This window comes from Leclercia adecarboxylata (assembly GCF_006874705.1).
In the GTDB taxonomy this organism is placed as follows: Bacteria; Pseudomonadota; Gammaproteobacteria; order Enterobacterales; family Enterobacteriaceae; genus Enterobacter; species Enterobacter adecarboxylatus_C.
The window spans coordinates 1036963-1061306 of record NZ_CP035382.1; the positions used below are offsets into that span (position 1 = coordinate 1036963).

A 24344-nucleotide genomic window follows, 5' to 3' on the forward strand; every position below is an offset into this window, starting at 1 on the left:
GGGGAGTTTTGCCAAACAGATCACATAAATAGTGCCTGTAGCCAGTTGAAAAAGCATAAAAAAAGCCCGCGATTAACGCGGGCTTTCTGAGGCTTTTAGCAGCACAAATTACAGAACGTCAACCGCGTTCAGCTCTTTGAATGCCTGCTCCAGACGCGTCACCATAGAGGACTGGGCTGAACGCAGCCACACGCGCGGATCGTAGTATTTCTTGTTCGGCTGGTCTTCGCCTTTCGGGTTGCCCAGCTGGCCCTGCAGGTAAGCTTCGTTGGTTTTGTAGTACTGCAGGATACCGTCCCAGGTTGCCCATTGGGTGTCGGTATCGATGTTCATTTTGATAACACCGTAGCTTACGGAGTCTTTGATTTCCTGAGCAGAAGAACCGGAACCGCCGTGGAAGACGAAGTTCAGGCTGTTGTGCGGCAGGTTGTGTTTCTTAGAAACGTATTCCTGAGAATCACGCAGAATGGTTGGGGTCAGCACCACGTTGCCTGGTTTGTACACGCCGTGTACGTTACCGAAGGAGGCAGCGATGGTGAAACGCGGGCTGATTTTGCTCAGCTCGGTGTAAGCGTAATCAACGTCTTCTGGCTGAGTGTACAGGGCAGAAGCGTCCATGTGGCTGTTGTCCACGCCGTCTTCTTCGCCACCGGTGCAACCCAGTTCGATTTCCAGAGTCATGTCCATTTTGGCCATGCGCGCCAGGTATTTGGAGCAGATCTCGATGTTCTCTTCCAGAGACTCTTCAGACAGGTCGATCATGTGAGAAGAGAACAGTGGTTTACCGGTTGCTGCGAAATGTTTTTCACCCGCGTCCAGCAGACCGTCGATCCACGGCAGCAGTTTCTTCGCGCAGTGGTCGGTGTGCAGGATAACCGGAACACCGTAGTGTTCAGCCATCTGGTGTACGTGATGTGCGCCAGAGATTGCGCCCAGGATTGCCGCGCCCTGAGGAACGTCAGTTTTCACGCCTTTACCTGCGATAAACGCAGCGCCGCCGTTGGAGAACTGAACGATTACCGGTGCTTTAACTTTTGCTGCGGCTTCCAGTACGGCGTTGATTGAGTCGGTACCGACGCAGTTAACAGCTGGCAGAGCAAAGTTGTTTTCTTTTGCTACCTGGAACACCTTCTGAACGTCATCACCAGTGATCACGCCAGGTTTTACGAAATCAAAAATTTTAGACATGTTGCGAGTCCTGTATCTTCGGCCTTGGAAAGGGGCGTGCTCTTAAAAGCGCGCTGAAAATTGGGCAGGTTCCCCTGCCCTAAAATGGCTTACTTCTTAGCGCGCTCTTCGAGCATGGCTACTGCTGGCAGAACTTTGCCTTCCACGAATTCGAGGAATGCGCCGCCGCCAGTGGAGATGTAGGAGATCTTGTCGGAAATACCGAACAGATCGATTGCTGCCAGGGTATCACCGCCGCCAGCAATGGAGAATGCTTCGCTGTCTGCAATCGCGTTAGCCACGATTTCAGTACCTTTACGGAAGTTCGGGAATTCAAACACGCCAACCGGGCCGTTCCACAGAATGGTTTTCGCATTCTTCAGGATTTCAGCCAGTTTCTCTGCAGAGGCGTCGCCCAGGTCCAGAATCTGCTCTTCATTTTTGATGTCAGAGACGGATTTCAGCTCAGCGGTTGCGGTTTCAGAGAACTCAGTCGCTACGCGAACGTCAGTCGGAACAGGGATATCACAGGTAGTCAGCAGGCGTTTTGCTTCGTCAACCAGGTCTGCTTCGTACAGGGATTTACCTACGTTGTGGCCCTGAGCGGCAACGAAGGTGTTGGCGATACCGCCACCGACGATCAGCTGGTCAGCGATTTTGGACAGAGAGTCCAGAACGGTCAGTTTGGTAGACACTTTAGAACCGCCAACGATAGCCACCATTGGACGAGCTGGTTCTTTCAGGGCTTTGCCCAGCGCTTCCAGTTCGTCAGCCAGCAGTGGACCTGCACAGGCGACGTCAGCGAATTTACCGATACCGTGAGTAGAAGCCTGTGCACGGTGAGCAGTACCGAAAGCATCCATTACGAACACGTCGCACAGGGCAGCGTATTTTTTGGACAGGGTTTCGTCGTCCTTCTTCTCGCCTTTGTTAAAGCGAACGTTTTCCAGAACAACCAGCTCACCTTCAGCAACTTCAACGCCGTCCAGGTAGTCTTTAACCAGACGTACCGGGCTGGACAGTTTGTCTTTCAGGTAATTAACAACCGGCAGCAGAGAGAATTCTTCGTTGTACTCGCCTTCGGTCGGACGACCCAGGTGGGAGGTTACCATCACTTTCGCACCCTGCTTCAGTGCCAGTTCGATGGTTGGCAGAGATGCACGGATACGCGCGTCGCTGGTCACTTTCCCATCTTTAACCGGTACGTTCAGATCCGCACGGATGAAAACGCGTTTACCTGCCAGATCCAGATCGGTCATCTTAATTACAGACATGGTGAATCCTCTCGTTGATTCTTAAAGTTTTGCAGACGCAATACGCGCCTTACCTGAAACCTTGTGCGGCCATGGCTAACGTGGTGTCGAGCATCCTGTTAGCAAAGCCCCATTCGTTATCGCACCAGACCAGCGTTTTGATCAGATGCGCCCCACTCACGCGCGTTTGGGTGCCATCAACAATGGCGCTATGCGGATCGTGGTTAAAATCTACTGAGACCAACGGTAATTCCGTATAGTCAACTATACCATGAAATGCTTGCTGTGCCGCTTTTTGCAGCAACAGGTTGACCTCACAGGCTTTTACCGGTTTTTTCACGGTCACGCTGAGGTCGATCGCCGTCACGTTGATGGTAGGAACACGCACGGCGATAGCTTCAAAACGGTCTTCAAACTGGGGGAAAATTCGGGTAATACCGGCCGCCAGTTTGGTGTCCACCGGGATAATGGACTGACTCGCCGCGCGAGTGCGTCGCAGATCCGGGTGGTATGCGTCAATGACCTGCTGATCGTGCATGGCGGAATGAATCGTGGTCACGGTGCCCGATTCAATGCCATAGGCATCGTCCAGCAGTTTGATGACCGGAATAATACAGTTGGTGGTGCAGGAGGCATTGGAGACGATGCGGTGTTCCGCTTGCAGCTCATGATGGTTAACGCCGTAAACCACCGTGGCATCGAGATCGTTACTGCCGGGATGTGAGAAGAGCACTTTCTTCGCGCCAGCCGCCAGATGGGCTTCGCCATGTCCGCGATTGCCGTAGACGCCGGTACAGTCGAGCACCACATCCACGCCCAGCTCACGCCAAGGTAAGGCGTCGATCGTCTGCTCGTGCAGCACACGAATCACGTCATCACCAACGAACAGCTGCTCTCTCTCCTGACGAACGTCCCAGGCAAAGCGCCCATGGCTGGTGTCATACTTCAATAAATGCGCCATGCCTGCGGCATCCGCCAGTTCATTGATGGCCACCACGGTCATTTCCGCCCGACGCCCGGATTCATATAAAGCACGAACCACGTTGCGTCCGATGCGACCGAAACCATTAATCGCTACGCGTACGGTCATAAGTCTCCTGCAAAGCTTTCCCTGATTCGAGGTGGCTGACAGAGTAATCCAGCAACGCTCTGAGGGGAATCCTCGCCTGTCACAAACTCCAACTGATTGGTCATTTGTCGAACGTTTAATCGACTGAAACGCTTCAGCTAGAATAAGCGAAACATGGAATAAAGGAAATCTCTGTCCAGACCAATAAGCCAGCTATATGACGCACGTCACATTTAGCGTGCAATTATCGCCGGTTTTATTCCATATTCCAGAATCGTGAATAAGCGTAGCAAGATCTTTTCGTTGTCGCGGCGTAAATCCTGATTTATATCAGAAAGCACATCCCCCGGCGCCGATACTATGTGCGGCACGTCCGAGTCTCGGAGTCCTGCAAATTATGACTATGCTTCACGCCTCTTCATCAGAAGCCCGCTTTTATGCCCTTCGTCTGCTTCCCGGCCAGGAGATGTTTTCGCAGTTGCACGCCTTTGTGCAACAGAATCAACTACTCGCCGCCTGGATTGCCGGCTGTACCGGTAGCCTGACCGACGTCGCGCTGCGCTATGCCGGACAGGAGGCCACCACCCTGCTCACCGGTACCTGGGAAATTATCTCCCTCAATGGCACGCTCGAGCTGACCGGTGAACATCTGCACCTCAGCGTTTCAGATCCGCAAGGGAGAATGCTCGGAGGCCATATGATGCCGGGCTGTACCGTGCGCACCACCCTTGAGTTAGTGATCGGCGAGCTGAAAGAGCTGGTATTCAGCCGCCAGCCCTGCCCGCTTTCCGGCTATGACGAACTGCATATCTCCCCCCGTTAATTGACCACTCAGCAAGAGGTTTCTCTATGTCCCGTCGCCCGTTTTCCAGCCAGGCTCTGGTCCTGATTGTGATCGCTATTGCCATCAACATGATCGGCGGTCAGCTGATCAGCATGCTTAAGCTACCTATTTTTCTCGACTCCATCGGCACCTTGATCAGCGCCGTGCTGCTCGGCCCGGTTATCGGCATGTTGACCGGTCTGCTGACCAACCTGCTGTGGGGGGTGTTAACCGATCCTATTGCCGCTGCCTTTGCGCCTGTGGCTATGGTGATCGGCCTGGTTGCCGGCTGGCTGGCGCGGGCAGGCTGGTTTCGCACCCTGCCGAAAGTGGTCGTTAGCGGGATTGTTATTACCCTCGCCGTCACGCTGGTAGCAGTGCCGTTACGCACCGCTCTCTTTGGCGGCGTAACCGGTGGCGGTGCCGACCTGTTTGTCGCCTGGTTGCAGGCCGTCGGGCAAAACCTGGTGGAGTCTGTCGCCATCACCGTGCTGGGTGCCAATCTGGTTGATAAAGTGCTTACCGCAGTGCTGGTGTGGATCCTGCTGCGCCAGCTGCCTCTACGCACCACGCGCCATTTCCCGACAATGGCAGCCGTACGTTAGATGCATCCGTTTACCTCGTTAACCCTATGGGCACTGGCGGCTTGCAGCACCTTGCTGCTGCCACCCCAGACCCTGCTGCCCGTGTACAGCGGGGCCACTTTTCTCTGCCTGGTGGGGCTTAAACTCACCCGACGGCGGGCAAAATATGTTGCCTTACTGATGATCCCTTTTGGAATGGGTTTATGGCTGGTACATGGCGGCATGCTGGTGGAGTGGGTCAGCGGCGAGCCTCGCGATCCGCAGCGCTGGGCGCACGCCATCACGCTGTGGCTGCGCATTCTGGCCATTGTCTCGACGTCGCAGCTGTGGATGGCATACGTGCCGGTTCAACGATTTATCCGGGCGCTGTTTGCCTCCCGTCTGCCGCCTGGCGTGGCCTACCTGTTTGCCGGCCCGCTGCTGGTGGTTGAACAGCTTAAACGCCAGCTGACGATAATCCATGAGGCCCAGCGAGCACGCGGCGTACCGCTGGACGAAGCCTGGTATCAGCGTCTTGCCGCAATTCCCGCCCTGATTGTGCCGCTCACCCACAATGCACTCAATGATTTAGCCGTACGCGGTGCCGCGCTGGATATGCGGGGCTTTCGCCTGCATCGCACGCGCACCACGCTGTGGGCTCCGCATGACAGTACCCTACAGCGCCTGGCGCGCTACGGCATGGTTCTGCTGATGGTGACGGAAACGGGGGTCTGGTTATGGTTACGCTAGAGCAGTTTCGCTTTCTCCCCCTCCATGCTACCCACTCGCCTTCATGCCTGGATTTCCACTGTTCCGGGCCGGGAATGGTGGCAATTTTGGGTGATAACGGCAGCGGAAAAAGCACTCTGGCGCAGCTTATGGCAGGCTGGTATCCGGACTTCCTGCCCGGCAAGATTGAAGGCAAGGGGCTGCTGCTGGGAACCCTGGTCGGAGAGTTATCCCTCGTGGAGCGTTCATCCGCCATCCAGCTGGTGCAGCAGTCGCCTTATCTGCAGCTTTCCGGCTGTACTTTCAGCGTTGAGGAGGAGGTGGCGTTTGGCCCGGAAAACCTCTGCCTCGACGAAGCGGAAATTTTGCAGCGCATTGACGCAGCGCTCACCCTGACCGACTGTCAGCCTTTGCGCCATCGTCATCCCGGCACGCTCTCCGGCGGCGAAACCCAGCGCGTGGTGATCGCCAGCGCGCTCGCCATGCAGCCCAGACTGTTAATTCTCGATGAAGCCTTCAGCCGCCTGACCTCGCAAGCCGCCGACAGGCTGCTGGAACGGCTGCGCCACTGGGCGCTGGAACACCGCTCTCTGATTGTGCTTTTCGAGCGCAATCCTTCCCCTTTTATTATCCACTGTCAGCAGGTCTGGCAGCTGCGCAACGGAGCTTTACATCCCTTATGTTAATCCTGAATCAGGTCAGATATCGCTGGCCAGGCGCGGCAGATGAGTGCCTGCGCAACATATCGCTTACGCTCAGGGAGGGCGAATGGCTGGCGCTAACGGGTGATAATGGCGCGGGAAAATCCACGCTGTTGCGCATTATGGCAGGGCTTCTCATCCCCTCCTCTGGCGCGGTGACCTTTAAAGCTGACCCGATAGCGCAGCTGAAAAACCGCCAGCGCGCCCGTCATATTGGCGTGCTGTTTCAGGAGGCGGAAAACCAGATTTTCCACAGCAGGGTTGCCGAAGAGGTGGCGTTTGGCCTGAAGCTGCAAAAATTACCGGCGGCTGACATTGCGCGCCGTACTCAGGACGCCTTACAGCTGTGCCGGCTAGAGGAGGTTGCCGACGCCCATCCGCTTGATCTACACACGGCACAACGGCGGATGGTGGCCGTCGCCAGTCTCGAGGCGAGGGCGCCAGAGGTTCTGCTGCTGGATGAACCCAGCCGGGATTTTGATCCCCACTGGCTGGCGGTATTTGAAAACTGGCTGACGGTGTGTCGTCAGCGCGGAACCAGCGTCGTGGCGATCAGCCATGACGCGGGCTTTACCCGACGTCATTTTTCGCGCGTGGTTCGTCTGGAGGCGGGTCGGTTATTGCCATAAAAAAGGGCCGCTTTCGCGACCCTTCATGTGCTCTGCTTATGTAATTACAGCAGTTCTTTCGCTTTCGCGACCACGTTCTCAACGGTGAAGCCGAACTCTTCGAACAGCTGCTCAGCCGGAGCAGACTCACCGAAGGTGGTCATGCCGACGATAGCGCCGTTCAGGCCCACGTATTTGAACCAGTAGTCAGCGATACCCGCTTCGACAGCAACACGGGCAGAAACGGCTTTCGGCAGCACGGATTCACGGTAAGCCGCGTCCTGCTTGTCGAAGGTATCGGTAGACGGCATGGAAACCACGCGAGCTTTCACGCCTTCGCCTGCCAGCTGATCCCATGCCGCAACGGCCAGTTCAACTTCAGAACCGGTCGCGATGAAGATCACCTGTGGCTGACCGTCGCAGTCTTTCAGCACGTAACCGCCGCGGGCGACGTTCGCCAGCTGCTCTTCGGTACGATCCTGCTGAGCCAGGTTCTGACGGGAGAGGATCAGTGCGGTCGGGCCGTCCTGACGCTCAACGCCATATTTCCACGCTACCGCGGATTCAACCTGGTCACATGGACGCCATGTAGACATGTTTGGGGTAACACGCAGGGAAGCGACCTGCTCAACCGGCTGGTGAGTCGGGCCATCTTCGCCCAGACCGATAGAGTCGTGGGTGTAGACCATCACCTGACGCTGTTTCATCAGCGCAGCCATACGCACTGCGTTACGGGCATATTCCACGAACATCAGGAAGGTGGAGGTGTACGGCAGGAAACCGCCGTGCAGGGAGATACCGTTGGCAATCGCGGTCATGCCGAATTCACGTACACCGTAATGGATGTAGTTACCGGCAGCATCTTCATTGATCGCTTTAGAACCAGACCAGATAGTCAGGTTAGAAGGCGCCAGGTCAGCGGAGCCGCCGAGGAACTCTGGCAGCCACGGGCCGAAAGCTTCGATCGCATTCTGGGACGCTTTACGGCTGGCGATTTTGGACGGGTTCGCCTGCAGTTTAGCGATGAACTCGTTCGCTTTCGCGTCGAAGTCAGACGGCATGTCGCCTTTCATACGACGGGTGTATTCAGCCGCTTCCTGCGGGAAGGCTTTCGCGTAGGCAGCAAATTTCTCGTTCCAGGCCGCTTCTTTGGCCTGGCCGGCTTCTTTTGCATCCCACTGCGCGTAGATCTCAGACGGGATCTCAAACGCGGCGTGTTTCCAGCCCAGCTGTTCGCGGGTCAGAACGATCTCAGCGTCACCCAGCGGGGCACCGTGTGAGTCGTGGGTACCGGCTTTGTTCGGGGAACCGAAACCGATGATGGTTTTGCACATCAGCAGGGACGGTTTGTCGGTCACAGCACGGGCTTCTTCTACTGCGCGTTTAATCGCTTCAGCATCGTGGCCGTCAACGCCACGCACCACGTGCCAGCCGTAGGCTTCGAAACGTGCTGCGGTATCGTCGGTGAACCAGCCTTCAACGTGGCCGTCGATGGAGATGCCGTTGTCGTCATAGAACGCAACCAGTTTGCCCAGCTTCAGGGTACCGGCCAGGGAGCATACCTCGTGAGAGATACCTTCCATCATGCAGCCGTCGCCGAGGAATGCATAGGTGAAGTGGTCAACAATGTCGTGACCCGGACGGTTGAACTGCGCCGCCAGCGTCTTCTCAGCAATCGCCATGCCCACTGCGTTAGCAATACCCTGACCCAGCGGACCGGTAGTGGTTTCAACGCCTGCGGTGTAACCCACTTCCGGGTGACCCGGGGTTTTGGAGTGCAGCTGACGGAAGTTTTTCAGCTCTTCGATTGGCAGGTCATAGCCGGTGAGGTGCAGCAGGCTGTAGATCAGCATGGAGCCGTGGCCGTTGGACAGCACGAAGCGGTCGCGGTCAGCCCAGGCCGGGTTCTGCGGGTTGTGGTTCAGGAAATCACGCCACAGCACTTCGGCAATGTCAGCCATACCCATCGGGGCACCCGGGTGACCGGATTTAGCTTTTTGTACAGCATCCATGCTCAGCGCACGAATAGCATTGGCAAGCTCTTTACGTGAGGACATTTTGACTCCAGATCGGATGTTGAAGGCCATACCCGTTTCGGCTTGACGACAGCGCGTTTTGGGCTACGCCAGAAAAAAGTGCCAACAATGTAACCCAAGCGACAAAGCATGTACATGGACCATTCTTTTGCCGGTTAAGAAATCTCTGGAACAGGCTCGCACGTTGCGCAATCTTCTCGCCCGCCTCCGTTTATATTCTTTATACTTAGCCATACTCCGGCTTCGCTGCCGTGATGTACTTTCAGAATTTATCGTGTTTAACGAGTGCGGAAGCAACCTAATGAAAATGCGTGCAATAGTGCTGGCTCTGGGAACGACGCTCCTGCTGAGCGGGTGTCAGAATATGGACTCTGGCGGTCTGATGAGCTCCGGGGCAGAGGCTTTTCAGGCCTACTCCCTCAGCGATGCTCAGGTTAAAACATTAAGCGATGAGGCCTGTAAGGAGATGGACGGTAAAGCCACCATCGCGCCGGCAGGCAGCACTTACGCTCAGCGTCTGGATAAGATTGCTTCTGCTCTTGGTGACAACATCAATGGCCAGCCGGTGAACTATAAGGTCTACATGGCTAAAGACGTCAACGCCTTCGCCATGGCCAACGGCTGCATCCGCGTCTACAGCGGGCTGATGGACATGATGAACGACAACGAAGTCGAAGCGGTTATCGGGCATGAAATGGGTCACGTTGCGCTTGGCCACGTGAAGAAAGGGATGCAGGTTGCGCTTGGCACCAACGCCGTTCGCGTGGCGGCAGCGTCTGCCGGCGGCATTGTCGGGAGCCTCTCCCAGTCGCAGCTTGGCGATCTCGGTGAAAAACTGGTCAACTCCCAGTTCTCCCAGCGTCAGGAATCTGAAGCCGATGACTACTCTTACGATCTGTTGCGCAAACGCGGCATCAATCCGTCAGGTTTAGCCACCAGCTTCGAAAAACTGGCCCAGCAGGAAGCGGGGCGTCAAAGCTCAATGTTTGACGATCACCCTGCCTCTGCAGCGCGTGCGCAGCATATTCGCGATCGCATGTCCGCAGACGGCATTAAGTAACCTCGATAAACAGGCCGGGCAACATGTCCCGGCCTCTCTATTATTCGCCTTTTTTCGCCGCCTGGATGTAGAGCATTTCCAGTGCCAGGGTCGCCGCGGCCAGCGCGGTGATCTCGGACTGGTCGTAAGCAGGCGCCACTTCTACCACGTCCATGCCAACGATGTTCAGATCCTTCAGGCCGCGTACCAGCTTAATGGCGCGATCGGAGGTCAGGCCGCCGATCACCGGGGTACCGGTGCCCGGAGCAAAGGCCGGATCCAGGCAGTCGATGTCGAAGGTCAGGTACACCGGCATGTCGCCAACGATCTGCTTCACCTGCGCGATGATGTCATCCACACCGCGATCGTTCACCTGGCCGGCGTCCAGCACGGTGAAGCCATTGTCTTTATCGAACTCGGTACGAATCCCGATCTGCACCGAGTGATTAGGATCGATCAGGCCTTCGTTCGGCGCGGTGAAGAACATGGTGCCGTGGTCGAATTCGCAGCCGTTCGCGTAGGTGTCGGTATGGGCATCGAAATGCACCAGCGCCATCTTACCGAAGTGCTTCGCGTGCGCGCGCAGCAGCGGCAGGGTCACGAAGTGGTCGCCGCCGAAGGAGAGCATACGCTTACCGGCAGCCAGCAGCTTCTCAGCGTGGGCCTGCAGTTTTTCACTCATTTCACGCGCGTCACCGAAGGCATACACCAGATCGCCGCAGTCAACCACGTTCAGGCGCTCGCGCATGTCGAAGTTCCACGGGAAACGGTTGTGCTCCCAGGCCAGGTTAGTGGAGACCTGACGAATGGCCGCCGGGCCATGACGACCACCGGCACGGCCGGATGTCGCCATATCAAATGGCACCCCGGTGATCACCCAGTCCGCATCGCTCTCATACGGCTGGAAGTTCATCGGAAGGCGTAAAAAACCAAAAGCGTTAGATACCAGGGAGTTATCGTACTGATGTCCTAAAGTGCTCATGTCCTGACCTCTTTATAACGTCGAAGCATTAAAAATAGATGAAAAAAAATCCCCTCCGCGTCGTTAAACCCGACGAGGAAGGGATTGATTTGAATAGTGCCTGTTGCGGCGGATTATCGCCGCTATTTCATACGGGTTCAAGTGAGTATAGCTCGCAGGCCCGGTAAGCGTAGCGCCACCGGGCATCGGCATTTACTCGTCTTCCAGATACGTGTAGCCGTACAGCCCGGCTTCGAACTCTTCCAGGAACTGTTTCTGCAGGGTATCGTCCAGATCGGTCTTTTTCACCTGATCGCGGAACTGGGTCAGCAGCTTGTTCGGATCGAGCTGCACGTACTGCAGCATATCCGCCACGGTGTCACCCTCGTCAGAGAGCTCCACTTCCACGTTGCCGTCAGGGAAGACAAACACGTCAACCGCTTCGGTATCCCCGAACAGGTTGTGCATGTTACCCAGAATCTCCTGATATGCCCCGACCATAAAGAAGCCCAGCATTGGCGGGTTCTCCGGATCGTACTCCGGCATTGGCATGGTGGTGGCGATACCGTCACCGTCGATATAGTGATCGATAGCCCCGTCGGAGTCACAGGTGATATCCAGCAGCACCGCGCGGCGCTCAGGTACCTGATTCAACCCTTCCAGCGGCAGTACCGGGAAGAGCTGATCGATACCCCAGGCATCCGGCATCGACTGGAACAGCGAGAAGTTGACGTACATCTTGTCCGCCATACGCTCCTGCAGCTCGTCGATAATCGGACGGTGTGCGCGGTTGCTCGGGTCGAGCTGTTTCTGCACTTCATGGCACATGTTCAGATACAGCTGCTCGGCCCAGGCACGCTCCTGCAGGCTGTATGTACCGGATGAATAACCAGTGTGAATATCGTGCAGGTCCATCTGGCTGTCGTGCAGCCACTCACGCAGGGAACGGCGGGTGCCCGGCTCGTGCATCTCAATCCAGGTTTCCCACATGCTTTGCAGCGCGCGCGGTGCATCGTCTTCCGGCGGGGTCGCTTCGGTGTATTCGTTGCGCTCAACGCCAATGATGTTAGACACCAGTACCGTGTGGTGCGCGGTAACCGCACGACCGGACTCGGTGATCACCGTCGGGTGCGGCAGACCGTTCTCTTCACAGGCATCGCCAATCGCCCAGATGATGTTGTTGGCATATTCGTTCAGGCCGTAGTTCACCGAGCAGTCGGACTTCGAGCGGGTCCCTTCATAGTCCACGCCCAGGCCGCCACCGACGTCGAAGCACTGGATGTTCACGCCCAGCTTGTGCAGCTCCACGTAGAACCGGGCCGACTCACGCACGCCGGTAGCGATATCGCGGATGTTGGCCATCTGGGAACCGAGGTGGAAGTGCAGGAGCTGAATGCTGTCCAGACGACCACGCTCACGCATGATTTCGACCAGCTGCAGAACCTGATTCGCCGCGAGGCCGAATTTGGATTTTTCGCCGCCGGAGGACTGCCATTTACCGGAACCCTGCGAGGCCAGACGCGCACGCACGCCAAGGCGTGGCACCACGTTCAGACGCTCGGCCTCTTCCAGCACGATATTAATTTCGGACATCTTCTCGATGACCAGATAGACCTTGTGGCCCATCTTCTCGCCGATCAGCGCCAGACGAATGTATTCACGGTCTTTATAGCCGTTACAGACGATCACCGAGCGGGTCATGCCGGCATGGGCCAGTACCGCCATCAGCTCTGCTTTGGAGCCGGCTTCCAGCCCCAGCGGTTCGCCGGAGTGAATTAAGGATTCGATAACGCGACGATGCTGGTTCACCTTGATCGGATAGACCAGGAAATAGTCGCCGTTGTAGCCGTAAGATTCTCGCGCGCGTTTGAAGGCGGCGTTGATGGAACGCAGACGGTGTTGCAGGATCTGCGGGAAGCAGAACAGTGCAGGCAGACGCTGCCCCTGCGCTTCACGCGCTTTCACCAGTTTGGCGAGATCGACGCGCGCTTCCGGTACGTCAGGATCCGGGCAAACGCTGATGTGGCCCAGTTCGTTGACGTCGTAGTAGTTATTGCCCCACCAGGCAATATTGTAAGTGCGCAGCATCTTGCTGGCTTCCTGGGAGCTCATCGCAACCTCCTGCATAGAACGTAGTACACCCTGTTCGCCTGCTGACGAAGGCGAAAACGAAGACATGTCGTCAGACATAGCGAACCTCAACTCTTACTATTCAGTGTAAAACAGTTGACTACTATCGCAGCGTCAATCTGCGATAACAACCCATTATCCGACCGGATTTCCAGCACAGAATGCTGAAAGCCGGGGCGTGCGACCGGTTTCTTATTCATATCATTGTAAAACACGTATCCGAACTCTGTATGACAAGGTCCGGCGAAACCACGAGAAAACTCTTGTATTTACAAGAGCGCCCTTGTTCAGACTTCACAAAGCGTAGTGCCTGCCCTGGAATCCTGAGAAGCGCCGAGATGGGTATAACATCGGCAGGTTTGCAGATTAGAAATGCGAATGGCGGGGAACATGTTCCGGCCTGAAAGGCAGAACTGACTAAGCGGAAAACGACGGTTCATTATCTCGTATCACCTCCACGCAAGCTTAAGCAAACCCGCGACAAGTTAAAGCTAAAAGTTCACTGCTTTACCCGGCTGGAAGTGGCGACACGAAGAATCGTCGTGTGCTTTTTTGTATGAGCCGCGCGCCGCGTTTTATACCGACAAGACAGGGAAAATGCAAAATATAAATGTGCGCATTGCCGGGACCGTCAGCAAAAATTTCCAGTCGGGTTTTCAATGGCGTGCGCATGGATTCAAAAAAAACTGGAAATGGGGCTAAGAAGTGACCTAAAATAGCCATCCAGATGTTAATCCATCCATACTGATTAACACTCAGACTGCCAGTGTCATCATCTGCAAGTTCTGGTGGAAAACCCTGCCACGGCTATCCCACACGACAGTTTGAGCTAAACAAATTCTCCTTAGGTAAATTAAAACATGGCAAAACACCTGTTTACGTCCGAGTCCGTATCAGAAGGACATCCTGATAAAATTGCTGACCAAATCTCTGATGCGGTGCTGGATGCGATCCTCGAGCAGGATCCAAAAGCGCGCGTCGCCTGTGAGACCTATGTCAAAACCGGCATGGTGATGGTTGGCGGTGAAATCACCACCAGTGCATGGGTTGATATCGAAGAGATCACCCGTAACACCGTGCGTGAAATCGGCTATGTGCATTCTGATATGGGCTTTGATGCCAACTCGTGCGCCGTACTGAGCGCCATCGGCAAACAGTCCCCGGACATCAACCAGGGCGTTGACCGTGCCGATCCGCTTGAGCAGGGCGCGGGCGATCAGGGCCTGATGTTTGGCTACGCCACCAACGAAACCGACGTGCTGATGCCAGCGCCAATCACCTATGCTCACCGTCTGGTGCAGCGTCAGGCTGAAGTGCGTAAAAACGGCACTCTGCCGTGGCTGCGTCCGGATGCGAAAAGCCAGGTGACCTTCCAGTACGACGACGGCAAAATTGTCGGCATCGACGCGGTGGTTCTGTCCACGCAGCACGCTGAAGATATCGACCAGAAATCCCTGCAGGAAGCGGTGATGGAAGAGATCATCAAGCCGGTTCTGCCGACCGAGTGGCTGAACGCCTCTACCAAATACTTCATCAACCCAACGGGCCGCTTTGTTATCGGTGGACCAATGGGCGACTGCGGTCTGACCGGTCGTAAGATCATCGTTGATACCTACGGCGGCATGGCGCGTCACGGTGGCGGCGCCTTCTCCGGTAAGGATCCGTCTAAAGTAGACCGTTCCGCAGCCTATGCAGCACGTTATGTTGCGAAAAACATCGTTGCTGCGGGTCTGGCTGACCGCTGTGAGATCCAGGTCTCCTACGCCATCGGCGTGGCTGAGCCAACCTCCATCATGGTTGAAACCTTTGGTACTGAGAAAGTGCCTTCAGAACAGCTGACCCTGCTGGTGCGCGAGTTCTTCGACCTGCGTCCATACGGCCTGATTCAGATGCTGGATCTGCTGCACCCAATCTACAAAGAAACTGCTGCATACGGTCACTTTGGTCGCGAACATTTCCCATGGGAAAAAACCGACAAAGCCGCCCAGCTGCGTGACGCTGCCGGTCTGAAATAATCGACTGACAGCGTTCCTGAAAGGCCAGCCCCGTGCTGGCCTTTTTGTTTTCTGCTACATAACGCCCTCCATGAAATCGCTTACATCCAGATAAAATCAGCCTCCTTTCGGAATACTCTCTTTGTCACACCTCCCCCTCTGACATACTTTTACTGTTTCCTAATCAAATCTTTACATTGATGAAACAGCTAAGCCAAATGGAGGGCAAAATGCCTGACAATAAAAAACAGGGGCGGACGTCCAACAAGACGATGACGTTCTTCGTCTGCTTCCTTGCTGCCCTGGCAGGATTACTTTTCGGTCTTGATATCGGCGTCATTGCCGGGGCCTTACCGTTCATAACGGATGAATTCCAGATCAACTCCCACACCCAGGAGTGGGTGGTGAGCTCGATGATGTTCGGTGCGGCGGTCGGCGCGGTCGGCAGCGGCTGGCTCTCCTTCAAGCTCGGGCGTAAAAAGAGCCTGATGATTGGTGCCATTCTGTTTGTCGCCGGTTCTCTCTTTTCCGCAGCGGCCCCTAACGTGGAAGTGCTGATTGTCTCCCGCGTGCTGCTGGGCCTGGCGGTAGGCGTCGCCTCTTACACCGCCCCGCTTTACCTGTCTGAGATCGCGCCGGAGAAAATTCGCGGCAGCATGATCTCCATGTATCAGCTGATGATCACCATCGGTATTCTCGGGGCCTACCTGTCCGATACCGCGTTCAGCTACAGCGGCGCATGGCGCTGGATGCTGGGGGTGATTATTATCCCGGCGATCCTGCTGCTGATCGGCGTCTTCTTCCTCCCTGACAGCCCGCGCTGGTTTGCGGCCAAACGGCGCTTTAACGATGCGGAGCGCGTGCTGCTGCGCCTGCGCGATACCAGTGAAGAAGCGAAACGCGAGCTGGAAGAGATCCGCGAAAGCCTGAAGGTCAAACAGAGTGGCTGGGCGCTGTTTAAAGAGAACAGCAACTTCCGCCGGGCGGTGTTCCTTGGCGTGCTGCTGCAGGTGATGCAGCAGTTCACCGGGATGAACGTCATCATGTATTACGCGCCAAAAATCTTTGAGCTGGCGGGGTACAGCAACACCACCGAGCAGATGTGGGGCACGGTGATCGTCGGTCTGACCAACGTGCTGGCGACCTTTATCGCCATCGGTCTGGTGGATCGCTGGGGCCGTAAACCGACGCTGACGCTGGGCTTCCTGGTCATGGCCGTTGGTATGGGCGTCCTGGGCACGATGCTGCATGTCGGTATCGAATCCCCAGCCATGCAGTACGTGGCCGTCGGAATGCTGCTGATGTTTATCGTTGGTTTTGCAATGAGCGCAGGCCCGCTGATCTGGGTGCTGTGTTCCGAGATCCAGCCGTTGAAAGGACGCGATTTCGGCATCACCTGCTCCACCGCCACTAACTGGATCGCCAACATGATCGTCGGCGCAACCTTCCTGACCATGCTCGATACCCTGGGCAATGCCAATACCTTCTGGGTGTACGGCGGTCTGAACGTGGTGTTTATCGTACTGACGCTGTGGCTGGTTCCTGAAACCAAACATGTGTCGCTGGAGCGTATTGAACGTAACCTGATGAAAGGTCGTCCGCTGCGCGAAATCGGCGCTCACGACTGATCCTTCCGGCTTCCTCCCGTCCGGGAGGAAGCCGCTTGCACCGCCCCGCTACAGGCTCTATGCTCTGCCGTTATGAAAACACCCCGTCTCCCCATTGCGCTCCAGCAAGCCGCCATGCGCAGCCTGCGTGACAGCCTGGCGCAGGCCAACCTTAAGCTCGCCCGGAACTACCCTGAACCGAAACTGGTCTGGCAGCAGCGCGGCACCGCAGCCGGCACCGCCTGGCTGGACGCGTATGAGATCCGCCTCAACCCGGTCCTGATGCTGGAAAACCAGCAGGCTTTTATCGACGAAGTGATCCCGCATGAGCTGGCGCACCTGCTGGTGTGGAAGCACTTTGGCCGCGTGGCGCCCCACGGCAAAGAGTGGAAATGGATGATGGAAGCGGTGCTGGGCGTTCCAGCTCGTCGCACGCACCTGTTCGAGCTTGATTCAGTACGGCGCAATACCTTCCCTTACCGCTGCCAGTGCCAGCAGCACCAGCTCACCGTGCGTCGCCATAACCGGGTGGTGCGCGGCGAAGTCACCTACCGCTGCGTGAAGTGCGGCGAACCCCTTATTGCGGAGTAAGCGGCAGAATTATCAGGAACATTCCTGCTCTACCTGATTGCATACAGGAACAACTTTCGTTACGTTGCGGGCTCGTTTTGACACGGAGTTCACGATGTCCCGTAATTTCTCTCTCGCGGTCGCGTTTCTGACGACCGCGTTCTCAGGCCATGCGCTGGCCGAAGGTATCCACAGCTTTTCTCGGGCAAAAGCCGCAGGCGTGAAGGTCAATGCTGACGTCGCGGGCGATTTTTACTGTGGCTGCAAAATTAACTGGCAGGGCAAAAAAGGGGTCGTGGATCTGGCCTCCTGCGGCTACAAAGTGCGTAAAAATGAGAACCGCGCCAGCCGTATCGAATGGGAACATGTGGTCCCGGCCTGGCAGTTTGGCCACCAGCGTCAGTGCTGGCAGGATGGCGGGCGTAAAAACTGCGCCAAAGACCCGGTCTATCGCCAGATAGAGAGCGATATGCATAACCTGCAACCCGCCGTGGGCGAAGTGAATGGCGATCGCGGCAACTTTATGTACAGCCAGTGGAACGGCGGTGAAGGCCAGTATGGTCAGTGTGCGATGAAGGTGGATTTCAAAGAGAAGCTCGCCGAACCGCCAGCCCGCGCCCGGGGCAGCATCGCCCGCACCTACTTCTATATGCGCGATCGCTATGACCTCAATCTCTCCCGCCAGCAAACCCAGCTCTTTAACGCCTGGGATAAACTCTATCCGGTGACCGCCTGGGAGTGCCAGCGCGATGAGCGCATTGCCAAAGTGCAGGGGAATCACAACCCGTACGTCCAGCGCGCTTGCCAGGCGCAAAAGAGCTAACCTACACTAGCGGCAATTGTTTCTTTGCGTACCCCTCACTCTCACCCTCTTCCCACAGGGAAGAGAGAACAGAATGTGCAAGGGACTCAGCTCTTGATGGACTTCTTAACTATGCGTGTTCCTCGTATTTATCATCCCGAAATGATTGTCGCAGGCAGTGAAATTGCCCTCTCTGAAGAGGCGGCCAACCACGTTGGCCGCGTGCTGCGCATGGGCGCAGGTCAGGCGATTCAGCTGTTTGATGGTTCAAACCAGGTGTTTGAGGCACAAATCACCCGCGCCGATAAAAAAAGCGTGCAGGTGAGTATCTTGCGTGGCGAAATCGACGATCGTGAATCGCCGCTGCATATTCACTTAGGCCAGGTGATGTCGCGCGGCGAAAAAATGGAATTCACTATCCAGAAATCGATCGAACTGGGTGTAAGCCTCATTACGCCACTTTTTTCTGAACGCTGCGGCGTTAAACTGGATGCTGAACGTCTGAATAAGAAGCTCCAGCAGTGGCAGAAGATCGCCGTTGCCGCCTGTGAACAGTGTGGCCGCAATCGCGTCCCGGAGATCCGCCCGGCAATGGATCTTGAAGCCTGGTGTGCGGAAGAGGAACAGGGTCTGAAGCTCAACCTGCATCCTCGCGCCAGCGCCAGCATCAACACCCTGCCGCTGCCGGTTGAACGCGTGCGGCTGTTGATTGGCCCGGAAGGAGGCCTGTCGGCGGATGAGATCGCCATGACCGCACGCTACCAGTTTACTGATATTCTGTTAGGACCCCGCGTTCTGCGTACTGAGACCACCGCGCTAACCGCCATTACCGCCCTGCAGGTGCGTTTTGGCGATTTAGGTTGAAGCATTAACGGAGAAGACAATGATTAAGCTCGGCATCGTGATGGATCCCATCACAAGCATCAATATCAAGAAAGATTCCAGCTTCGCTATGCTGCTGGAAGCGCAACGTCGCGGCTATCAGCTCCACTATATGGAGATGAGCGACCTGTATCTGATTAACGGCGAAGCCCGTGCGCGCACCCGCATCGTCAACGTCGAGCAGAATTACGATAAATGGTACGAATTCGGCTCCGATCAGGATCTGCCCCTCGCCGAACTCGACGTCATCCTGATGCGTAAAGATCCGCCGTTCGACACCGAATACATCTACTGCACCTATATCCTTGAGCGTGCAGAAGAGAAAGGGACGCTGATCGTCAACAAACCGCAGAGCCTGCGCGACTGCAACGAGAAGCTCTACACCGCCTGGTTCTCCGACCTGACGCCAGAGACGCTGGTGACGCGCAGCAAAACGCAGCTGAAAGCCTTCTGGCAGAAACACGGCGATATCATCCTGAAACCGCTGGACGGCATGGGCGGTGCGTCTATCTTCCGCGTTAAAGAGGGCGACCCGAACCTCGGCGTGATCGCCGAAACCCTGACCGAGCATGGCTCCCGCTACTGCATGGCGCAGAACTATATCCCGGCGATTGTCGACGGCGACAAGCGCGTGCTGGTGGTGGATGGTGAGCCGGTGCCGTACTGCCTGGCGCGTATCCCACAGGGCGGCGAAACCCGTGGTAACCTGGCGGCCGGTGGCCGTGGCGAACCGCGTCCGCTGACCGAAAGCGACTGGGAAATTGCCCGCCGCGTCGGCCCGATGTTAAAAGCCAAAGGGCTGATCTTTGTTGGCCTCGACATCATTGGCGATCGCCTGACGGAAGTGAACGTTACCAGCCCGACCTGTATTCGCGAAATCGAAGCCGTGTTCCCGGTATCTATTACCGGCATGCTGATGGATGCGATCGAAAAACGTCTGAAGCAGTAATAACCCAGCCAATACTGTTAGTGACAGCATTCAGGTTTGTACGCATACTGGGTGCTGTCGCTTTTTAAACCAGGAAACAGAACCTCTGACAATGAATTTACAGCATCACTTTCTTATTGCCATGCCTGCTCTCCAGGATCCGATTTTCCGTCGTGCGGTCGTTTACATCTGCGAGTACAGCGAAGATGGCGCGATGGGTATTATCATCAATAAACCGCTGGAAAATCTGTCTGTTGAAGGCATTCTGGACAAATTAAAAATTTCCCAGGACGAACGAGTTCCAGAAATTCGTCTCGACAAACCGGTGATGCTGGGCGGCCCGCTGGCGGAAGATCGCGGCTTTATTCTGCATACGCCGCCAGGTTTTTCCTCCAGTATCCGTATCTCTGACAACACCGTGATCACCACCTCCCGCGACGTGCTGGAAACCCTGGGCACGGAAAAGCAGCCAGCCGATGTGCTGGTGGCGCTTGGCTACTCCTCATGGGAAAAAGGCCAGCTTGAGCAGGAGATCCTGGATAACGCCTGGCTGACGGCCCCGGCAGATTTAAACATCCTGTTTAAAACGCCTATCGCCGATCGCTGGCGTGATGCGGCTAAGCTGATTGGCATTGATATCCAGACCATGCCTGGCGTAGCGGGGCATGCCTGATGAGCGGCACGCTTCTCGCGTTTGATTTCGGCACCAAAAGTATCGGCGTGGCGATCGGCCAGCGCATCACCGGCACCGCCCGTCCGCTGACGGCGCTGAAGGCGCAAAACGGCACGCCGGACTGGAACCTGATTGAGCGTCTGCTGAAAGAGTGGCAGCCGGAGGTAGTGATTGTCGGGCTGCCGCTGAATATGGATGGCACCGAACAGCCATTGACTGCACGCGCACGCAATTTTGCCAATAAAATTCATGGCCGTTTTGGCGTGGCGATTAAGCTGCACGATGAACGACTGAGCACGGTAGAAGCCCGCGCCGGCCTGTTTGAGCACGGCGGTTTTCGCGCGCTCACTAAAGGCAGCGTCGATTCCGCCTCGGCGGTGATTATCCTCGAAAGCTTCTTCGAGCAGGGTTACTGATCCCCTTCCCTTTGCCCGGTACGCCGGGCAAATACCCCTTACTCTTCCAGCAACGTGGCGTTGAGCGCCGTCAGCTCAGCCAGACGCGTGCGGACATGCTCATCCTCAACATTCCACATACCGGCAAAGGCCAGCGCGGCATGATGCACGCCCACGGGTATAGCCATCGACACTTCGCCGTCATCATGGTGCCAGACCACATGCCCCTGCTGACGCTGCTGCGCCACATGCGGGGCAAGGTTTTGCCACTGCTCGGGCGTAAAGCGCGGTATCAGCGCCTCGTCCGTCTCACTCGCCAGCAGCGACATGCCTATCACTGATTGCCAGGCAGGCAGCATGTGGAAACCGGCCAGCGCCTGGGTGGTCTGGCTGCCGGGCACGGAGTGCCAGATATAGATCACCTGATCCTCCCACAGCACGCCCAGCGCCACCACGATATCGCGTGGCGCATTGCGTTCCAGCCGGGGCAAGGCACGGGAGAAGAGCTCGGAGCCGCGAATTGACTGGGCCGCCAGGGCATGAATGCCGGGACCAGGCAGGTAGCGTCGGTGCTCGTCTTGCATGGTCAGGCCAATAGAGGCCATGGTCATCAGCAAACGGTTCACACGGGTGGTGTTGATCCCCATTAGCCGCGCAAGTTCACGACAGCCGATGGCGCGGCCGCTGGAAACCAGATATTGCAGACAGCGAATGCCGTCGATAAGACTTTGGTTCGGTTGTGATGACATAGCCGCTTTCAAGGTGTGCAATCAGAGGCTCGATTTTACCGCCCATGGAGAAGGATACAAGGCCGCGAAATTCATTCTCTGCCGTATTAAAGCCGCCCCTGTGCCCTGCGTTCAGCACGGCTCTGCTCAAAGTTCTGCATCCCTGCCTGCAACCCGGTCTGGATCACGCCGGGCAGTTGCCAGGTTTTACCTTCGCGGATCAAATTGGCCGCCGCAGGGGTGTTAACCAGGAGCTCGAACAGCGCGACGCGTCCCTGCTGGTTATCCCTTTCGAGCTTTTGCGCCAGCACCGCCCGCAGGCTGCCGGCCAGCTGCTTACGTACCGGCTCTTTCTCCTCGGCCGGGAAGGCATCCACCAGCCGCTCTATCGCCTGGGCGGCCCCCCGGGTATGCAGGGTCGCCAGCACCAGATGTCCGGTCTCTGCGGCGGTGAGCGCAAGGCGGATCGTTTCGCTGTCGCGCAGTTCGCCTAACAGGATCACGTCAGGATCTTCACGCAGCGCAGCCCGAAGCCCATCGGCAAAAGAGGGGCAATGCAGGCCAATCTCCCGCTGCTGCACCAGACAACGCTTGCTCTGATGGATAAACTCCACCGGATCTTCCAGGGTCAGGATATGACCGTCGCTGTGGTGATTGAGAAAGTCGACCATGGCCGCAAGCGTGGTGGATTTACCGCTGCCGGTGGCCCCGGTTACCAGAATCAGCCCGTTATCGCTGGTGAGCAGCTCGGGGATCGCTCGCGGCGTGTCCAGGGTACACAGCTGAGGGCAATTTTCGGGCAACAGCCGGAGCGCCAGCGAACACCCTTGCGTATGGGCGAAGGCGCTGGCCCGCAGCCGGTGGTGCTTCAGTGTAACGGCAAAGTCCACCTGCCCCTGGGCGCACCATGCCCCCTGCTGTTCGTCGCTGAGCCAGCGTTTGAGCAGCATCACCACATCCGGCCCCGGAAAAGGGGCGAATTCCATTTCTCCTCGCCGCCGCCAGCGCGGTGGTGCGTTACTGCACAGGTGTAGATCCGACACGTTATGCTTTACACTAAGGGCCACAATTTCTTCCATATCCATTTAATGATCCTCGGAAAATGAACGACATTGCGCATAACCTGGCACAGGTCAGGGACAAAATCTCAGCCGCGGCAACAGTTTGCGGCCGTAGTTCAGAAGAAGTTACGTTGCTTGCAGTCAGTAAAACCAAGCCTGCGAGCGCCATCGCAGAAGCGATCGATGCAGGCCAGCGCATGTTCGGTGAAAACTACGTGCAGGAAGGGGTGGAAAAAATCCGCCATTTCCGGGAAAAAGGCACCGCGGATCTGCAGTGGCACTTTATCGGGCCATTACAGTCGAACAAAAGCCGGCTGGTGGCGGAGCATTTTGACTGGTGTCATACGGTGGATCGTCTGCGTATCGCCAGCCGTCTGAGCGAGCAGCGCCCGGCAGAGATGCCACCGCTTAACGTGCTGATTCAAATCAACATTAGCGATGAAAACAGCAAGTCAGGTATTGCTCTGGAGGAACTGGAACAACTGGCGGATCAGGTGGCGATGCTGCCTGGCCTCAGGCTTCGCGGGTTAATGGCGATCCCGGCCCCGGAGTCAGATTACGACAGGCAGTTTGCCGTCGCCCGGCAAATGGCTGTAGCATTTGAGGCGCTTAAAACACGCTTCCCAACGGTCGACACGCTTTCACTGGGCATGACGGACGATATGGCTGCCGCGATTGCGGCTGGCAGCACCATGGTGCGCATCGGCACAGCAATTTTCGGTGCGCGCGATTACACCTAATAATAAGGAAACCTGAGGAACGCCATGAAGACGTTGACCTTCCTGCTCTCAACCGTCATTGAACTGTATACGATGGTGCTTTTGTTGCGCGTCTGGATGCAGTGGGCCCGTTGTGATTTTTACAACCCCTTCTCACAGTTTGTCGTCAAAGTGACCCAGCCGATTATCGGGCCGCTGCGCCGGGTGATCCCGCCGATGGGCCCGATTGACAGCGCCTCTCTGCTGGTGGCGCTGATTTTGTGCGTGGTAAAAGCGATCGTGCTGTTTATGGTCATCACCTTCCAGCCGATCATCTGGATCGCGGCGGTGTTAATCCTGCTAAAAACGATCGGCCTGCTGGTGTTCTGGGTGCTAATGGTGATGGCGATCATGAGCTGGGTCAGCCGTGGTCGTAGCCCGGTAGAATATTCCCTTATTCAGCTTACCGAGCCGCTGCTGCGCCCGATCCGTAACCTGCTGCCTGCCATGGGCGGGATCGACTTCTCCCCGATGATCCTCGTGCTGCTGCTGTACGTGATCAACATGGGTATCGCTGAGCTGCTGCAGTCCACGGGCAACATCCTGCTGCCGGGGCTGTGGATGGCGTTATGAGTGCTGTCAGCACCTGCGCCGACGGGCTGGTTTTACGGCTGTATATTCAGCCGAAAGCCAGCCGCGACACTATCATCGGGCTGCATGGCGACGAAGTAAAAGTCGCCATCACCGCCCCTCCTGTGGATGGCCAGGCCAATGCCCATCTGGTGAAGTATCTGGCAAAACAGTTTCGCGTCGCGAAAAGCCAGGTGCTGATCGAGAAGGGGGAACTGGGCCGCCACAAGCAGGTCAAAATTCTTAATCCGCAACAAATCCCGACGGAAGTCGCGGCTCTGATACAACAGGATTAAC

26 protein-coding genes are annotated in these 24344 nt (G+C 56.5%); 17 read left to right on the top strand and 9 right to left on the bottom strand.

The window, feature by feature from the left end; genetic code table 11:
- Positions 1-108 precede the first annotated feature (108 nt).
- The 3 genes from fbaA to epd all read right to left on the bottom strand — a co-directional run bounded on the left by fbaA (position 109) and on the right by epd (position 3510).
- A complete protein-coding gene (gene fbaA / locus ES815_RS05855) occupies positions 109-1188 on the bottom strand; it encodes a class II fructose-bisphosphate aldolase (RefSeq protein ID WP_142487027.1) in 1080 nt (359 codons plus the stop codon).
- An 89-nt stretch (positions 1189-1277) separates the two neighbouring features.
- Positions 1278-2441 carry a phosphoglycerate kinase gene (pgk, locus tag ES815_RS05860; RefSeq protein WP_032613905.1) on the bottom strand — a complete coding sequence of 388 codons (1164 nt, stop codon included), beginning with the start codon at positions 2439-2441 and terminating at the stop codon, positions 1278-1280.
- Positions 2442-2490: 49 nt separating this feature from the next.
- Complete coding sequence (epd, locus tag ES815_RS05865; protein WP_142487028.1) at positions 2491-3510, bottom strand: erythrose-4-phosphate dehydrogenase; 1020 nt, start codon at positions 3508-3510, stop codon at positions 2491-2493.
- 376 nt (positions 3511-3886) lie between these two features.
- On the opposite strand from epd, the gene ES815_RS05870 reads away from it, so the two are divergent.
- From ES815_RS05870 to ES815_RS05890, 5 genes are read left to right on the top strand one after another with little or no spacing between them, the layout of a single operon-like run.
- Positions 3887-4312: a PPC domain-containing DNA-binding protein gene (locus ES815_RS05870; RefSeq protein WP_142487029.1), complete on the top strand. Its 426-nt coding sequence runs from the start codon at positions 3887-3889 to the stop codon at positions 4310-4312.
- Between the two features lie 26 nt (positions 4313-4338).
- Entirely contained in the window at positions 4339-4917 is a 579-nt protein-coding gene (locus ES815_RS05875) for an ECF transporter S component (RefSeq protein ID WP_142487030.1), read from the top strand.
- Positions 4918-5625, top strand: coding sequence for an energy-coupling factor transporter transmembrane protein EcfT (locus ES815_RS05880; RefSeq protein WP_142487031.1), 708 nt, complete (start codon positions 4918-4920; stop codon positions 5623-5625).
- A complete protein-coding gene (locus ES815_RS05885) occupies positions 5613-6290 on the top strand; it encodes an ABC transporter ATP-binding protein (RefSeq protein WP_142487032.1) in 678 nt (225 codons plus the stop codon). The genes ES815_RS05880 and ES815_RS05885 overlap by 13 nt, the downstream gene beginning before the upstream one ends.
- Positions 6284-6934 carry an ABC transporter ATP-binding protein gene (locus ES815_RS05890; RefSeq protein WP_142487033.1) on the top strand — a complete coding sequence of 217 codons (651 nt, stop codon included), beginning with the start codon at positions 6284-6286 and terminating at the stop codon, positions 6932-6934. Before ES815_RS05885 ends, ES815_RS05890 begins: the two co-directional genes overlap by 7 nt.
- A 44-nt stretch (positions 6935-6978) precedes the next feature.
- Here the strand turns inward: ES815_RS05890 and tkt are convergent, their stop codons facing one another.
- Complete coding sequence (gene tkt, locus ES815_RS05895; protein WP_142487034.1) at positions 6979-8970, bottom strand: transketolase; 1992 nt, start codon at positions 8968-8970, stop codon at positions 6979-6981.
- A gap of 280 nt (positions 8971-9250) precedes the next feature.
- Between tkt and ES815_RS05900 the strand changes: the two genes are divergently transcribed.
- Complete coding sequence (locus ES815_RS05900; RefSeq protein WP_142487035.1) at positions 9251-10009, top strand: M48 family metallopeptidase; 759 nt, start codon at positions 9251-9253, stop codon at positions 10007-10009.
- A 40-nt stretch (positions 10010-10049) separates the two neighbouring features.
- Here ES815_RS05900 and speB read toward each other — a convergent pair whose 3' ends face one another.
- The 3 genes from speB to yqgB form a co-directional block, all read right to left on the bottom strand.
- A complete protein-coding gene (speB, locus tag ES815_RS05905; protein WP_142487036.1) occupies positions 10050-10970 on the bottom strand; it encodes an agmatinase in 921 nt (306 codons plus the stop codon).
- Positions 10971-11162: 192 nt separating this feature from the next.
- Positions 11163-13139, bottom strand: coding sequence for a biosynthetic arginine decarboxylase (gene speA / locus ES815_RS05910; RefSeq protein ID WP_142487037.1), 1977 nt, complete (start codon positions 13137-13139; stop codon positions 11163-11165).
- Between the two features lie 8 nt (positions 13140-13147).
- On the bottom strand, positions 13148-13279 hold the full coding sequence (gene yqgB, locus ES815_RS05915) for an acid stress response protein YqgB (RefSeq protein WP_127472193.1): 132 nt from the start codon (positions 13277-13279) through the stop codon (positions 13148-13150).
- 660 nt (positions 13280-13939) lie between these two features.
- Here yqgB and metK point away from each other — a divergent pair.
- From metK to ruvX, 8 genes are all read left to right on the top strand, one after another.
- Entirely contained in the window at positions 13940-15094 is a 1155-nt protein-coding gene (gene metK / locus ES815_RS05920; protein WP_142487038.1) for a methionine adenosyltransferase, read from the top strand.
- 209 nt (positions 15095-15303) lie between these two features.
- Positions 15304-16701, top strand: a complete 1398-nt coding sequence (locus tag ES815_RS05925; RefSeq protein ID WP_142487039.1) for a sugar porter family MFS transporter — start codon at positions 15304-15306, stop codon at positions 16699-16701.
- A 72-nt stretch (positions 16702-16773) separates the two neighbouring features.
- Positions 16774-17271: a SprT family zinc-dependent metalloprotease gene (locus ES815_RS05930; RefSeq protein WP_142487040.1), complete on the top strand. Its 498-nt coding sequence runs from the start codon at positions 16774-16776 to the stop codon at positions 17269-17271.
- A gap of 94 nt (positions 17272-17365) precedes the next feature.
- Positions 17366-18073 (top strand): deoxyribonuclease I, encoded by a 708-nt coding sequence (endA, locus tag ES815_RS05935; protein WP_142487041.1) that lies wholly within the window; start codon positions 17366-17368, stop codon positions 18071-18073.
- Between the two features lie 111 nt (positions 18074-18184).
- Entirely contained in the window at positions 18185-18916 is a 732-nt protein-coding gene (gene rsmE / locus ES815_RS05940; RefSeq protein ID WP_142490023.1) for a 16S rRNA (uracil(1498)-N(3))-methyltransferase, read from the top strand.
- Between the two features lie 19 nt (positions 18917-18935).
- Complete coding sequence (gene gshB / locus ES815_RS05945) at positions 18936-19883, top strand: glutathione synthase (protein ID WP_142487042.1); 948 nt, start codon at positions 18936-18938, stop codon at positions 19881-19883.
- Positions 19884-19974: 91 nt separating this feature from the next.
- Positions 19975-20535 carry a YqgE/AlgH family protein gene (locus ES815_RS05950; RefSeq protein ID WP_142487043.1) on the top strand — a complete coding sequence of 187 codons (561 nt, stop codon included), beginning with the start codon at positions 19975-19977 and terminating at the stop codon, positions 20533-20535.
- Positions 20535-20951 carry a Holliday junction resolvase RuvX gene (gene ruvX / locus ES815_RS05955; RefSeq protein WP_142487044.1) on the top strand — a complete coding sequence of 139 codons (417 nt, stop codon included), beginning with the start codon at positions 20535-20537 and terminating at the stop codon, positions 20949-20951. The genes ES815_RS05950 and ruvX overlap by 1 nt, the downstream gene beginning before the upstream one ends.
- A 38-nt stretch (positions 20952-20989) precedes the next feature.
- On the opposite strand, the gene ES815_RS05960 is transcribed toward ruvX, so the two are convergent.
- Together ES815_RS05960 and ES815_RS05965 are read right to left on the bottom strand one after the other, a co-directional pair.
- Positions 20990-21679, bottom strand: coding sequence for an IclR family transcriptional regulator (locus tag ES815_RS05960; RefSeq protein ID WP_142487045.1), 690 nt, complete (start codon positions 21677-21679; stop codon positions 20990-20992).
- Between the two features lie 86 nt (positions 21680-21765).
- A complete protein-coding gene (locus ES815_RS05965) occupies positions 21766-22743 on the bottom strand; it encodes a type IV pilus twitching motility protein PilT (RefSeq protein ID WP_142487046.1) in 978 nt (325 codons plus the stop codon).
- A gap of 17 nt (positions 22744-22760) precedes the next feature.
- Between ES815_RS05965 and ES815_RS05970 the strand changes: the two genes are divergently transcribed.
- From ES815_RS05970 to yggU, 3 genes are read left to right on the top strand one after another with little or no spacing between them, the layout of a single operon-like run.
- A complete protein-coding gene (locus ES815_RS05970) occupies positions 22761-23459 on the top strand; it encodes a YggS family pyridoxal phosphate-dependent enzyme (protein WP_142487047.1) in 699 nt (232 codons plus the stop codon).
- 24 nt (positions 23460-23483) lie between these two features.
- Positions 23484-24050 carry a YggT family protein gene (locus ES815_RS05975; RefSeq protein WP_142487048.1) on the top strand — a complete coding sequence of 189 codons (567 nt, stop codon included), beginning with the start codon at positions 23484-23486 and terminating at the stop codon, positions 24048-24050.
- Positions 24047-24343, top strand: a complete 297-nt coding sequence (gene yggU, locus ES815_RS05980; RefSeq protein WP_103822821.1) for a DUF167 family protein YggU — start codon at positions 24047-24049, stop codon at positions 24341-24343. Before ES815_RS05975 ends, yggU begins: the two co-directional genes overlap by 4 nt.
- Position 24344 lies beyond the last annotated feature (1 nt).